Below are 14212 nucleotides of genomic sequence, written 5' to 3'. Positions count from 1 at the left end.
AGAGACCTTCCGTCGCATCCGGGCGAATCTGCCGTTATACTGAATAAAAGCATAAAAGCGCGGCACAAGCCGCAAATGACCTGCAGGAGGAACAAGTCTTGTTACAGCAATCTTCGTCCCGACGCGCCGTCATCTATACGGGAGGCAGCCTCGGGCCCTGGAGCCTAGCGCTCGCCCAGCCGGACGACTATCTCATCGGCGCGGACAAAGGCGCCTTTTATCTAATACAGAACGGAATCACGCCTCACCTGGCGCTCGGCGACTTCGATTCGGTAGATGCGGATGCGCTTGCAACAATTCGCGCCGAAGCGGAGGAGACGGCCGAGTACGACGCAGTGGACAAAGATTGGTCGGACACCGAGCTCGCGCTTCGGGAAGCGCTGGCGCGCGGCTATCGGGATATCGTCATCGCAGGGGGACTGGGCTCCCGGTTCGATCATAGCCTTGCCAACGTCCAGCTGCTGGCCGTCGCGGTCGAGGCCGGCGCAGCTGCCGTACTCGTGGACGACCATAACGAGATCCGTCTGCTCACCGAAGGGGCCCGGCTTACTGCGGATGACCGCTACCCTTATGTATCCCTGCTTCCGCTAACGTCCGAGGTAACCGGCGTCACCTTGACCGGCTTCGCCTATCCGCTTCAGGAAGCCACGCTGCGCCAAGGGATGTCGCTCGGCGTCAGCAACTTGTTATTGGCCGACGCAGGCTTCATCTCGCTGCGCAGCGGCTCCCTGCTCGTCATTCGCAGCAGAGACTAGCCTTGGGGCAAGATGGCCCGAGTCTAGGGGCTAGCTGCTCGCTGGCGAAGCGGCTTGAATACGCACTTGAACGAACTTGAACGAACTTGAACGAACTTGAACGAACTTGATTAAGGGCTTGGCTACGAGTCGATCCGCATCAGCATCTCTTCGAGCAGCCGCACCCGGGCCAGCGAAGCTCTTAGGAGACCGAGCCCGATGTCCGGATACAGACGGACCAGGCGGGTAATCGCCTCACGCTGCAGTCCGAGCGCCCGCACGTCGCCGAGCAGCGCGTGCGCCGATACGGTCGAAGCCGATTCGTCCAGCGCCGACGTAGCGCCGCACACCTCGCCCGCGCCAAGCACGCCGAGCGTCGCTTCGAGTCCTGCGGCCGTAACGCTCGTCAGCTCCACATTGCCGTCCACGATAACATAGAGCGCCTCGCTTGTAGCCCCCCGAAGCAGCAGCGCCTCGCCGTCTTCGAATACGCGCTCCACAGCGATGCCGGCGATCAAGCCAAGCTCCTCCAGCGTCAAATCCGCAAAAAACGGCACATTTTTCAAATAGATGACTTTGCCGAGCCTGCCGAGCGCTCCTTGCGCTTCCATTTGACTGCCACGCCCCCTTCCCGCTTCCGCGGCCATCTCCGGCCACCAATCGTCTCTCGAGCGCGCCGCATGGTCGAGCGCAAGCCGGGCTTCCTCCATCGTCACCGGCAGCCGTCCCAGGCTGTCGTAATCCGTCTGAAGCACGGCTGCCAGCCGCTGCGCCAGCCTTCGGTCGCCCGCGCCTTCGGCGAGCACTTCCAGCCCGCTGCTCCTTGTCTCGTCGTCGACGTCGTCCAGCGCGCGCCGGATCGCTGCCACGACCTGCTCGTCGGTCAGTCGCACGAGCAAAGACCAGACGCCTTCGAGCACCCGCTGGCGCTGCCCATGAAAACGCAAGGCCGCAAGCTCTGCGAGTTCTTCCCTCCCGACCGTACGAAAAGCGGATGCATAGCCGGCAATTTTGTCAAGCTCGCTCATCCGTCGCAGCGCTTCATCCGTCAGCCTTCCCCGGATGTCATCCTCGGGCAGCAGCGCGGCGAGCGCTCCGATCGCGACGCGCCACGTCTGCGCATGCGCACCGGACAAAGCCGCAAGAAGCGTCTCGAGGGCCGTATCGCCCATGTCGATCAACGCTTGCCCGGTGACGGCCAGCAGCTCCTGATCTCCCGCCGGCAGTCGCTCCAGCAGCTGCGGGACGACGTGCGCCGCGCCCAGCTTGCCAAGGCAGGCCGTGGCCGCGAGCCGAACGGACGGATGCGCGTCCGCCAGCAGCCGCTCGACCGCTGCTCCGAAACGTTCCAGCCTGAGCTCCGCCACGACGTCGCATACATGGGCGGCCGGTTCGCCTCCTTGGCCGAGCAGTCGCTCGATCGCCTCGAAGCAGGCTTCGTAGCTCGATTCGCTCTCCAGCGCATACATGGCCTTGACCGCCTCGGCGACGACCGCCGGATGGGGATCCAGCAGCTTGACGCGCAAAAAGAAAAACGCCTGCGAAGACAAGTGCTTCATCCGGGCCATCTGACGCACGCCCTCCGCCCGTACGGCCGGTTCTTCGTCCTCCAGCACCGCGCCGATCCGCACTAGCGCCTGCAGGTCGGCGTCGGTAAGCTTCATCGCCCGCAGCGCGGCCGTCCGCACGCCGGGACTGGCATCGTCAAGAAGCTCGAGAAGCTCCGGCAGATACCGTCCGTCCTGCGTGCGTCCGACAATGTCGGCAGCGAGCTGCCGCACGCCCTCTTGCTCGTCCCGAAGCAGCGTCAGCACGGCGCCCATCGCCTTGGAATTGCTGAAAAACTCGCGGTACGAATCCATCAGCTCCCGATCGTCCAGACCGATCGTCTGCACGCCCCGGACCAGCTCACGCATATACAGACGCCGCACCGTCCAGGCGAGCGCCGTAAGCAGCAGCGCAGCGCCCGCCCCGACAGCCGCCAGCACCGGAAAACTGAATCCGGCCGCCTTGTGCAGCGATTGCAAGCCCGCGCCGAGCAGGATGCCGAAAAAGGAGGCGAGTCCCTGGGCCGCGTAGCGGTAGCCGTCCCGAGGCTGCATCGGCAGTGTCTTGTAATACAGCTGGTAGGACGGCTCCGCCGAATAGAAGATCAATACGTTCGTCAGCATGTAAGCGCCGGCCGCCGCCGTTACGGCAGCCGCCTGGCTTCCCAGGAGCATAGCCGACAAACCGAACGCCGCCGCATACGCCCCCGAGATCGCCACAAGCATGCCGCTCGCCCCGAACCAGGCAACGAGCTTGCCGGATACGAGCTGGACGGCAAACGCCAGCAAAAAGAGCAGCGTCGAGACGATGCCGAACATGCGCGCGAACTGCTGCTCGTTCGGATAGGACGCATGCGCCGTATTCAAAAACAAAAACTCCGCTAAATAATATAGCGCAGGCATCAACGTCATGAGTCCCATCACGCTGAGCAAAAAAGGTGAGCGGAACGTGCGCTTCATATAGTCGAAGGAGGACAAGCTCTCTTCCTCCGCAGCGGCTTGAGCCTTAAGCGCAAGCGGCACCAAATATTGCGCGATCGCTTTGCGGTAATTGAAGGATGCCGCGATCAGCAGCAGCGGGCCGAGGCCGTAGACCAGCTCCGCGCCAAGCGGACTGAGCGCCTGCGTAAGAAGGCCGCCTGCGGCGCCGCCCAGCGTCGCGCCCGAGACAAACAGCGGCATGAGCCGCTTCGCTTGCTGCGTCGGGCACACGTCGACGGCCAGGCTCCACAGGAGCACCGTCTGCTGGCGTACGACAAAGCTGGAAGTGAGGAACAGGACGGGATAAAACCAGCGGGCGTCCAGATCTGCCAGTTTAAGCGCGGCAAGCATGCCCGTATCCGCGAGCAAGATCGCCGTCATAACGGCATACATCGTTTTCATCAGCGCCGGCTTGGACAGCTTTACGGCCAGCCAGCTCATGAACCACGCCTCAAGCGGCAATATAAAAGCTTCTCCCGCGTACAAGTAAGGCAAATATTCGCTTCCGAAACGCTGGCTAAACAAGGTAATAAAGCCGTTGTAGGTTAACGCTTCGGCGATGCCGCATAGAAGAAAAATCGGGGTCATCAGCCGCAGCTTGCGCCTGTCCTCCGCACGAACGCCCAATCTGCCGAGGGCCTGCGCCATATCCATCCCTGTCACTTCTTTCTACTGTTGCGTCTCCGGGAGGCTTGGATTGCGGAGATCCAAAAAATAGACCAGCCTGTCCTCGCCGTCAAAGTAATAATCCGGCAGCCGCCCATTCAGCGTAAAGCCGAGCCGGTCGAACAAACGCCGCACGCCAGCGTATACCGGCAAATCGCAAGTGTATGTAACCAAATAACGCGCACCTTGCTCGCGCATATACTCGAGCATGGCGCCCGCCAGACGCAAAGCCGCGCCGCCGCGCCGGTAATCCTTGCGAACGACAAGATAATCCCAGGTGTAGCCGCCCGTTCGCTGCTCGTTCGGCGCGACGCCCGTAACGGCGACGATCTCCCCTGCGCTGTCCGTCATATACCAGTAGACGGTCTTGCCCTCCAGCGCCAAATAAGGCAGCGTGCGAAAATGCTCTTCTTCGCCGGGCGTCGGTCGCTCGTCGTCGAATGCCTGAGGCGAGATGAGGAAAGCGACCACCGCATCCGCAGCCTCTCGCGTATCGATGCGGCGAACGACCAATTCTAGAATAGCCAACTCTGAACCCTCCGCTTCTAGGCTCCGATCATGCTCGGTGCGGCGATCGGCCGCGCACGAATCGAGGAAGTCGCCTCAGACGGCGAGCGTGCCGTTCCAGCCAGCGCCCGCGCCTTTCTGATAATATTCGTCGCACAAGTAGAAGTAGAGCTTCGCGGCTCTGTCCATCCGGTTCTGCTTGATCACTTCGACGAACGTCTCGCGGGCATCGTAGAACCGCCCCGCCTGGCACAGCGCCAGCCCGCGTTCGAACAATGCCTTCGTCCGCTCCTTGGCAGCGCGCTGCTGCTCCGGGTCGCCTTCGTATACGTCGATCAGCTCCATCGCCTCGTCGCTGCTCTCCAGCCTGATGCGGCCGAGCGATCGGTGCATGAAGCGCTCCGGCGAACGCAGCTGCTCGTAATAATCGCGCGTGACGACGATGCAGCAGCCGACGATCTCCGAGATCTGCTCGAGCATCGTCGTGCGCTGGACGTCGTCGGAGATGACATTGCCCTCCCAGCGGCGCTCCTCGCCGATGATGCCTAGCATTAGCGGCCCCTTGTGAATCGCGATGCCGATGTCGACCGTCGCGTAGCCGGAACTGCGTCGATGCTGATTGTAGACGAGCAGCTCGCGGCGGATCGCTACGGCCGCCCGGATCGCCTCCTCCGCATACCCGGGAAACAGCGCCATAAAGCCCGCGCCCAAATATTTGCTGATCAGACCGTCCTCCTGCCGCACGATCGGCCCGAAGCGCCGGAGAAAGGAATTCATGAAATCGAAGTTTTCCTTTGGACTTAGCGTCTTGGACAGCTGCCTGAATTCGCGCAGGTTGGCGACCATAACCGCCATGTTTTTCTGAATCTGGTCGCCGAGCCGGATGTCGAGGATACCTTTTTTGCCGAGCGAATTAAAAAACTGCTGCGGCACGAAACGGTAAGACGCCTCGCTGAAGGAAGTAATGTCGGCGATATGCTGCCGGATGTAGCGGGCCATTCGATTGAACTGCACGCCAAGATCCCCGACTTCGTCGCGGTTGCGCAGCTTGACCTCCGTGTCCCAATCGCCGTTTGCCATGGCCATGACGCTTCGTCTCAGCTTGCGGATCGGCGACAGCAGCACGAATGTCACGATCACGACCAGCACGACCAGGCCGGCCGTAATCATCAATATATTTTCAATGATGTTGTAGTAGATTTTCCGGTTCTCGCGATGGAGCACGCTAAGATCCCGTCCGGTCTCGTAAACGCCGACGATCCGGCCTGCGCTGTCGTAGACCGGGCCGATCGCATACAGCCATTTCCCCTCGGCGTCTTCCCACTGCCCGGTGCGGACGACGCCTTGGCTCAGCACGGCTTCGTTTACTTCGTTCTTCTCGAACGGCTTGAACATATTGACGCCGTCGTCGTCGTCCATGACGATATAAATCCGATCGCCTTCATACTTATACAAGGTGCTGTACAAGCCTTGCCGCTGCTCGCTGTCCTCGCCTTCGAACAGGAAATTCATTTTCGCGCGAATGGCCGTATAGTCCTCGTTGCGGTAGTCGGTAGGCGAATGCAGCCTGGCCAGCCGGTCGCCGTCGATCAGATTCTGGCCGTTGCGCGCGAGGAGCGCGAGCTCTCGCTGCATCTGCGACTCCATCCGTGTGGAGAAGCTGTTATAAATGAAGTTGGAAAGAAGGATCATCGCAATCAGGATCGCGGGTACGGTGGCAAGCACCTGCTTCAGAAAAAGGGAGGTACGACGATCGAGCACGTGAATATGGAAGAAACGGACGGAGAACACAAGCAGAAGCAAGCCGAGCCAAAAGGCGCCCCACAGCAGGCGGCGGTCCCAAAGCGTCTTGCTGTCGAATCCGACCTTCGAGATTTGGCCCGCAGGCGCGAAGTCTGCCGACATGAGCAAGATCCGATCGTTAAGCACGATGGCGTAGCCCGCGGACGTCTGTTTGATATCCATGATTTCGTAGCTGTCCAACCCCGGCGCGATACGCTGCAGCGCGGCATCGTCCAGCACCGTCTTGGTCTGGGCAGGCGCAAGCGGTTCGAACGTCGTCACCGCATTGACAAGCCGGTCGACGAACATGAGGGAGCCGTCCTTGCGAAGCATGACCAACTCGGGGAAATTTTTAGCGTCGGCGGCTCTCGTATTGTCCGGATACAGCTTGGTGCTGACGCCCTCCGGGGATACCTGATAGATGCTGCCCCTGCGCGTCGTATAATAGATTTGTCCGGGCTCCGTGCCCGTAATCTCCGATAAATAACGATCCTTGGGGAGCGTGAACGCAAACACGGTCTCTGGCGCCTTCTCCGGCAATACGATGCGCCTCAGTTGCAGCTTGTCGGCATCCGCTTCGTAGAAATACAGTGAGCCGCCGGTCAGCTGCAAGCCTTCGATGTGTCCGATCCGCTTGCTCTTACCGTCGCCTTTGCGCTCATAGAGCACATGGCCGGAATTCCCGCTGCGGTCGTAACGGACGATGCGCTCGCTCTGCACGTACAGACCGTAAGAGTCGAGCACCGTCACCAGCGCATAGATACGGCCGTCTTCGTCTGCTACCGCTTCATTAAAGTCGGCGCGCGCGCCGCGTTCGGCACCCGCATAAGTCATCTGCCCAAGCAGCGTTCCGTCAACGTCAAGCTGCTTGATTTTCTGCTTGGAATCGCTCACCACGGCAAGCGAGCCGTCGCCGGGAGCGGCCAGCGACAAATTTTGCAGACTCTCCGACGATTTCCACGGCGCCTCGCTCCGGTCCGCGCGCTCCACAAGCACGAAGCCGGACCAGCCGGACATGATAAGGGATGCCAGCAACAGCAGTACAGCTAGTTTTTTCATTGAAGATCGGCGCCCGCCTTTTTGTGCGTCTGTTCTTGTTCAATCGAAGCTTACGACAATTTCTAACTATTTTCATCGTACTACAAGTTCTTCCTTAATTCACCCCCTTGCAACTCAAAATGACAGATTTCGAGAATTGAGTTACTATGAATATAGCGTTGACAGCTTCAACCATTTTTCCTTAAAGAGAGCGTGAACCGGGCGTGGGACAACTAGTGTGCGGCGGAGCGACGATGCAATGCTCGTTTGGGGCTGCCCCCTCTGTATTAAATGTGCTTCCGGCCAATCGGACGATGACCGCCATGCCGATCGCCAACATAATGGATAATAAGCCGTTTGTAAACATCATGCCGTTCGGCATGTGCAATTCATTGGCCAATCCCGTCGTCGCTTCGGCGACCGCCGCGGCGTTCGGCGTCCTGACGCCGATGCCTTGCATGCCCGTGACAGCCGCTCCTTGGGCGCCCGGCTCTCCGACCGTAATGGTCGGCAATATGCCTTCCCTGAACAACTCCTCCAAGTGCATGTGCAGCTACGGCGGCGTCATCCAGGTAACCTCGCCCGGCCAATTTACGATACAGGTGCCCTAATTATGATCGAAACGATACTTAAACCGTTTATCAAGCCGATCCAACGAAAAATCATGCGGCCGCTCAAGCAGTCCGCGAAGCTCCCGAAGATTGTGCTCAGGTGGCTTATTCAATGGGCCCGGAGCGTGCTCGGCAGCGGACTGCGGTCGCTGGACAACTATTGGAAGATCGGAAGCTATTATATCGCCAAAAAACTCGTCGTGCTGATCGTGCTCATCGGCCTGGCGATCGCCTACTTCGGGTTCATCAATCCGCCTGCGTTCGTAGATCGGTGGTTTTCGCGCACGCCTACGATGGCAGCTTCGGCCGCACTTGAAAAGGGCTATACCGGCAATGCCAAAATCGTGGACAGCGCAGGCAACCTTGTTTACGCCGGCCCCCTTGCCAGCGGCCAGTTCAGCGGGGTTGGCAAGCTGTACGGCGACGGCGGCAAGCTTGTCTACTTCGGCGACTTCGAAAAAGGCGTTCGCGCCGGCTCGGGCGAAGCCTATGCGGCTGACGGCACGCTGCTGTACCGCGGCGAATTCGCGGCCGACGCATACAATGGCGCGGGCACGCTTTATTCGCCGGACGGCAGCGTCAAGTACGAAGGAGGCTTTGCGTCCGGCAAGTACGAAGGCGACGGCACGCTTTACGCCGCCAAGGACAAGCCGCTTTATACCGGCGCCTTTGTCCAAGGGTTATATGAAGGCGCAGGCAAGCTTTACGGCGACGACGGCAAGCCCGTCTACGAAGGCGCCTTTGCGGGCGGTCTTTACGCAGGCGCGGGCAAGCTTTACAAAGGCGGTACGCTTTTTTACGAAGGCTTGTTTGCAGGCGGGCTGCCGTCAGGCGAAGGAACCGAATACGCGGCTTCGGGCGCGCCTGTCTACAAGGGCGGGTTCGAGCGCGGGCGATACCAGGGAACCGGTTCACTGTTAAGCGAGCAAGGCACCGCGTTATATACCGGCAGCTTTGTGGCCGGCCAGCGCGACGGCGAAGGCGAGGCGTTTAACGCGGACGGGACCCCGTTATACAAAGGCACGTTCCGGGCCGACCAATACCAGGGCTTCGGCTCGCTGCTCGACGCGAACGGCACCGTCGTCTACAAAGGGCTGTTCAGCGCAGGTCAAGCGGATCCGGCGGGCTTCCTGGCGATGGCTGCGGCAACGCTGCAGGAGAAGCTCGGGGCGCCGGATGCGCCCGCGGCAGGGACGGATGCCGGGACGGACGCCGAGCCCGATGCCGGGACCGATGAAGGAGCCGCAGCGCCCGGTACGGATGGCGCCGCAGAGTCTGCCGCAGGCACGGGCGGAGACGCAGCTGCCGGGGCGAACGGCGGTACTGCTGCCAGCGAAGGCGCAGGCTCCGGCTCGGCCGGAGCCGCGAATGGTTCTGGCTCCGGGTCCGGCGGCGGAACTGGCTCAGGTGCAAGCGCTGGAGGCGGCGAAAGCGGCGCGACTGCCGGGGCGAGCGGCGGTGCCGCTTCAGGCGCAGGCGTCGGGGGCGGCGAAGGCAGCGCCGCAACCGGCGCGAACGCCGGTGCGGATGCGGGTACGAGTTCCGATAGGGATACCGGCGCCGGTTCCGGTACTGGCAGCGGAACAGGTTCCGGCTCCAACGACGACACGGGAACAGGCGCGAGCAGCAGGCAGCAAAGCGCCGTTACAAATACAGCTGCAATTGCCGGATCGAGCGAAAAAGCATTCTCTAAGGCGAATAAAGTCATCGCGCTTTCCAAGTCCGGCAGTGGGACTGCTGCCAGCAGCTCAACCGCAAGCAACAGTGTCAATGCCATCGGAAATGCGGGCAGCGACAAGGCTTCGACCAACGTTGTTTCCCCCTCGACCGACGGCTTAAGCGAAGAGCCGGGAGCCGATTCTGCGCTCGCGGCTCCGATCGAACTCGTCTACAGTGGCGTCCAATTCAGCTTTAAGCTGGAGTCCGATCCCGACAATCCCGAGGCTTATGCCGTCACGCTCGTGCGCACGTGGAACAAATACGTTTTGACGACGCTTCTCGATCGTCTGCAAAAAGCGGCCATAAAAGGCGTTAAAACCGAGAGCAACGGCAAGCTATACACGATGTCCTACGAATGGAACGGCTATCTGTATAACTTCAATTACAACAACGACAAACCCGTTCGATTGACCATCGGTCCCTTTCAGGTTTAAAAACTTTTACCTTTCTTCGTTTTAACGATAACCCCTTGCCTCAGGAACGATCGCGGCTCCTGAGACAAGGGGTTTTATTATCATCTGGTCGTTCCATGGGGCAGCTTCAGTGCGAGTTACACGATTTTTCCGTTTAACTTCACTCCCGGCGGCAGTTTTTACGGTAATCACGCGGTTTTTCCTAGTAACCCTTATCCCGAACAAGCGATCCCGCCAATCATCATTCCACATATTCCCATCTAACGTCCATTCTGTCCGCTTTCCCGGCTCTTCGCAGTCACTCTCCGCATTCCAAAATAAACAAACGATAAAAAAGACTGTCCCTAGGGCCCTGTTGACCCTAAAGACAGCCTCGCCATTGCGAAACCGCAGCCGAATCTATTCCCTTCCGGGTGCGGCTTCCCGTAAAGCAGCGCGCTCGGCAGCGGCTTCCCCTCCGCCGTTCGCGTCCGCGCCTTCCTGCAGCTTTTTGAACGCCCACCAGCGGACGTTCAGCTTGTCCGCCTCGGCCGAGCCGTTGAGGCGCATGCCGATGCGGAAGCTGCCGTGCTCGGGATAAACGATCGTGCCGAAGTCGACGTTCGGCACGTCGGATTCGTACTCGGTTCCCTTGAATACGTCCTGAACGCCGTAATAAATGGAAGCCTTCAACGATTCCTGAGGCGCCAGGCCCACCAGAACCGTCACTTGTCCGGTGCCGAGTCCGTGCTTAATCTCGTCCGTCACGTAATTGCGCCTGCCGCGCGAGAAAAACTTGAGCCCCGTCTTGGCATTGAGTTCGAGCGGCACTTCGATCGTTCCCGTCGAGATCTCGTCCTGAATCGCCTGCGGACGCGGAACGCCGAGCTTGAAGTCGAACATATTCCGCTCCGGATGGTAGTGGACGTCGAGCTTCGGCCTCGCGTCGTATTCCAGATCGTAAGCCTCCGACTCGGCAAAGAAGCGATGAAGCGAGCCCGCCCGGTCCTTATGAGACAGGCGCTGCAGCAACGAGGCGTTAGGGACGTACTCGCCGAACGGCACGCGCTCGACCTGCTCGATCATATAAGTCGATCCGAGCTGAAGCAATCCGATTTTCGCGAGACACAGGTCCTGATCGGCGGAGCCTTCGGCCGCTTGATCCAGCGATCGCTCGTACCAGGTTTTCAGGATGCGCTCCATGACCGGTTGAGAAATGATGTCCACGCGATGAACGGCAGCATGATCGATCGGCACGCGCTGATCGCCAATGGTCAATGTCACCGATTGCGGCGGCAGAGCAAGCCTCGCGACCGTGTCCGGCCGGTCCTTTGCCTTAACGCTATAGGTCAGCCGATACTCGGTATCCTGACCGTCTCCCGGCTCTATGAATTCGACATGCGCGCCGTTTCCGCCGACCGGATCGAAGCCGTCGGACTCATAGTCGAAGCCGACCGCCACTCTGGCCGTCTGCAGCGTTTTTTCAACGACCAGCGTTACGTCGACGACATCGCCGGGATTGACATATTTGGGCATCCGCTGCGAAATACGGACATGCGCGTCCTGATAGAGCACCGCGACATCCTCCAGCAAGCGCACTTGCTCGAAGCTTGTCGGCGCCGGCGCTTCTTCTTTAACGAAAAGCCGGTAAGACTCCAGTACGCGATTGTACTCGCTGACCTCCTCGCCCCGGATCGACGAGTTGCCGACGGAATGAACGGGCTCGCGGCCTTTTTCGTCATAGGCGACGTACAAATAAACGTTCTTTTTGTACTCGTTGTTCGTGAAGCCTTCGATCATGGACAGCTTAAGCGTGACCGGCGAAGGAATGACGACTTCGCGACCCGAATAGTCGATGGCCAGCCCCATCTCCACCGTTACCGTCTTATCGTCGACGGCGACGACCTGCATGCCTGCGACGACCCCGCTTCCGAACAGCAGCCGGTTGAGCAGCCTGCGCTTGTCGTTCAAATATTTTTGCTCCGATTCGAAGTCCCGCACCGTTAACAGCTTGCCGTAAAAATACCGATTGCGTTCGAACGGGTACATCCTCGCTTTTCTCATTCTTCAAGTCCCTCCTCATCATCGGACCCGCGAGGCGGCTCCGCTGTCGTCATTCCATCTCCGAATCCATCCCGAGACGCATATGCGCATCGAGTCGCCGATCCATATTCGCATCCACGATCAACGTATCGTTAGGCATCGAGCGGTCGTCGCCCAACGTAAAGATCGATGGCTCGGCCAGCACCGTGTTGACGCCCAGGTAGGTGTGCAGGTCCAAATACATCCAAGGCTGCAGCCACTCGAGCTTCGCTTCCGTATGTGCGGGCTTGATGTCGTCCACCAGCTGTCTGAGCAGCACCTTCTCCATGTCGCTGCGCGCTTGATCCGGATGCAGCAGCACAGAGAAGGTGAATGGATCGTTGCCGTACAGCCGGTCGACGACTGCGCGCCAATCCCCGCGTTCGCGGAGCGCCTTGTATTGCGCCGGCTCGACGATGATCGGCTTCATGCCCGTCAGCGTTTCGATCGCCCCTTCGATGCCGCGGCGCGTACCGCGGTACCGGTACATATCGGGTGCGGCGCGGATGAGCCGCCGGATCGCATCGTCGCTCCAGTACTCGTTGGTATCGAGCCCCAGCCAGGTAGCCAGCCATCTCAGTTGGCCGCCGCCGACCGTCTCGCGGTCGAACTGTCTGGCCATGCCGTCGATGCGTTCCTCCATTTCGTCGAATAGCGTGCCGAACAATGCCAGATAACGCTCCAAAAACCCGCGCCCGCCGGTCTCCTGTTGATATACGGCAGGCAAGTATGAGAGCAGCGTTTGTCTTGGAAAATAGACGCGCAGCCGGCCAAGCGCAGGGGTGCTGCGTTCGCTGCCGATCCATTCGACCAGCATCCACAAGTACCGTCCCTTTGCCCCGAAAAACAAGGCGTCTCCCGGATTGACGACCGGCTCCGACCAAAATTCGCGCAAGCCCCGAAGCTTTTCCGAAGCGCCCAGATCGGGTTGCGCGATCCAATCGTCAATCCGCCAGATGTTGCCGCCGATAGTCCTTACGCCCGTGTCGTCCGCGAAATAACGTACGCGAAGCTGCGTCCCGTCCGGAATGTCGGCTTCCAGCGTAAATTTGTGCCATACCGTCTCCCGGTCCGCGCTGTCGAACGCCGACGAGAGCCAAAAGCCTTCAAGCGCGCCTCCTCCAGCCATCGCGAGCGTCTGGGGCTGCAGGTCGAGCACGGCCAGCGTCTGCTGTTCGCCGTTCAAAATGTACATCCGATCCCTGCCGTCGATCAGAATCGCATCCGCTTTGCCGCGGAAACCGCCGACCTTGCCGATCAGCTCGCCCGACTCTTCGAATTGCAAGATAAAGCGGTCGTCCTCGCCCTCGGTTTCCATGCTCCGCGAATCGCCCACGTATATCTGACGGTTCGAGTCGACGGCCAGACCCGCGAACGATAGCGGCGGCAGCATCATGCGCGTCAGCAGCTCGCCGGCGGCCGAAAAAGCGAACAGCGTGCGGCCAAGACTGTCGTACACATACATATCGCCCAGCGGCGATACGGTCAAAAATGGCTGCCCGTGCTCGCCGCCGTCCGCAGGCAGCTTCAATGCGAACCGCTCGTGCTCGATCTCAGCGATCAACCCGCCGGACAGACCGAGCCTCAAAATTCGAAGCGGCGCCCTGCCCGACAGCGCCGACGCCGCCTCGTCCTCCGGCGGCTCCTCCGCGCGCGTCAGCACGTAGATGCCGCGGCTGTCGGCATGAAGGGCGAGCGGCCGGCAATAAACGCCGTCCACCCAGTCCCCCGAGCGGCTCCAACGCGTCTGTCCGCTGTTCACGTCGTATGCGGCCAGCATCCGCTCGCCGTCCGGATCGGCGACAAGCAGCGTATCGCCGGTCGCGGCTAGCATAGCCGAGGCGGAAAACAAGCCGTGCCGTGCGACGAACAACCGCTCGTGATGACGGCTGTGCCGGTCGTAGGTCCACAGATCGCCGGCGTCGTCGAGCAGAATGAGACGTCCGAACAAGCCGACGGCAAAAGCGCTCACCGTGCCGACGCCTTCGAGCTCTCCGAAAGACGCCGTATCCAGCACGCCGTACCGGGCGTCGCTGCGCAGCCGCACCGCGTCGCCGATGTCCAAATTTTCCGCTAAGCCGCGGCGGCTCCAGTGCTCCGGCCTGTTGACCGAAAAAAATAACGCCTCGTCCTGCATTCGCTCGCCTCCTCTC

The 14212-nt window shown here is 60.4% G+C and carries 8 protein-coding genes; 3 read left to right on the top strand and 5 right to left on the bottom strand.

The genetic code is table 11. From position 1 onward, the window contains the following. Positions 1 to 98: 98 nt before the first annotated feature. Positions 99 to 755, top strand: a complete 657-nt coding sequence (locus tag KB449_RS11960) for a thiamine diphosphokinase (protein ID WP_282908590.1) — start codon at positions 99 to 101, stop codon at positions 753 to 755. A 122-nt stretch (positions 756 to 877) separates the two neighbouring features. On the opposite strand, the gene KB449_RS11955 is transcribed toward KB449_RS11960, so the two are convergent. From KB449_RS11955 to KB449_RS11945, 3 genes are all read right to left on the bottom strand, one after another. After that, positions 878 to 3916 (bottom strand): HEAT repeat domain-containing protein, encoded by a 3039-nt coding sequence (locus KB449_RS11955; RefSeq protein ID WP_282908589.1) that lies wholly within the window; start codon positions 3914 to 3916, stop codon positions 878 to 880. A 15-nt stretch (positions 3917 to 3931) separates the two neighbouring features. Then, the gene (locus tag KB449_RS11950) at positions 3932 to 4456 is read right to left on the bottom strand and encodes a GNAT family N-acetyltransferase (RefSeq protein WP_282908588.1); all 525 of its coding nucleotides are present in this window, start codon (positions 4454 to 4456) and stop codon (positions 3932 to 3934) included. A gap of 75 nt (positions 4457 to 4531) precedes the next feature. Beyond that, positions 4532 to 7276 (bottom strand): HAMP domain-containing protein, encoded by a 2745-nt coding sequence (locus KB449_RS11945; RefSeq protein ID WP_282908587.1) that lies wholly within the window; start codon positions 7274 to 7276, stop codon positions 4532 to 4534. Positions 7277 to 7479: 203 nt separating this feature from the next. On the opposite strand from KB449_RS11945, the gene KB449_RS11940 reads away from it, so the two are divergent. Together KB449_RS11940 and KB449_RS11935 are read left to right on the top strand one after the other, a co-directional pair. Further along, entirely contained in the window at positions 7480 to 7866 is a 387-nt protein-coding gene (locus tag KB449_RS11940) for a DUF4280 domain-containing protein (RefSeq protein WP_282908586.1), read from the top strand. Positions 7867 to 7868: 2 nt separating this feature from the next. After that, positions 7869 to 10019, top strand: a complete 2151-nt coding sequence (locus tag KB449_RS11935) for an MORN repeat-containing protein (RefSeq protein WP_282908585.1) — start codon at positions 7869 to 7871, stop codon at positions 10017 to 10019. A 378-nt stretch (positions 10020 to 10397) separates the two neighbouring features. On the opposite strand, the gene KB449_RS11930 is transcribed toward KB449_RS11935, so the two are convergent. After that, on the bottom strand, positions 10398 to 12041 hold the full coding sequence (locus KB449_RS11930; RefSeq protein WP_282908584.1) for a hypothetical protein: 1644 nt from the start codon (positions 12039 to 12041) through the stop codon (positions 10398 to 10400). Positions 12042 to 12090: 49 nt separating this feature from the next. Next, complete coding sequence (locus KB449_RS11925; RefSeq protein WP_282908583.1) at positions 12091 to 14196, bottom strand: phage tail protein; 2106 nt, start codon at positions 14194 to 14196, stop codon at positions 12091 to 12093. Positions 14197 to 14212 lie beyond the last annotated feature (16 nt).

Source organism: Cohnella hashimotonis (assembly GCF_030014955.1).
GTDB classification, from domain to species: Bacteria; Bacillota; Bacilli; order Paenibacillales; family Paenibacillaceae; genus Cohnella; species Cohnella hashimotonis.
Note: the sequence above shows the minus strand (reverse complement) of the source record. Positions and strands in the feature narration are given on the sequence as shown.

Bases quoted from the DNA above. Each gene is read 5' to 3' on its own strand.
- KB449_RS11955 (WP_282908589.1), bottom strand. From the start codon at position 3,916: ATGGATATGGCGCAGGCCCTCGGCAGATTGGGCGTTCGTGCGGAGGAC.
- KB449_RS11935 (WP_282908585.1), top strand. From the start codon at position 7,869: ATGATCGAAACGATACTTAAACCGTTTATCAAGCCGATCCAACGAAAA.
- KB449_RS11945 (WP_282908587.1), bottom strand. From the start codon at position 7,276: ATGAAAAAACTAGCTGTACTGCTGTTGCTGGCATCCCTTATCATGTCC.
- KB449_RS11930 (WP_282908584.1), bottom strand. From the start codon at position 12,041: ATGAGAAAAGCGAGGATGTACCCGTTCGAACGCAATCGGTATTTTTAC.
- KB449_RS11925 (WP_282908583.1), bottom strand. From the start codon at position 14,196: ATGCAGGACGAGGCGTTATTTTTTTCGGTCAACAGGCCGGAGCACTGG.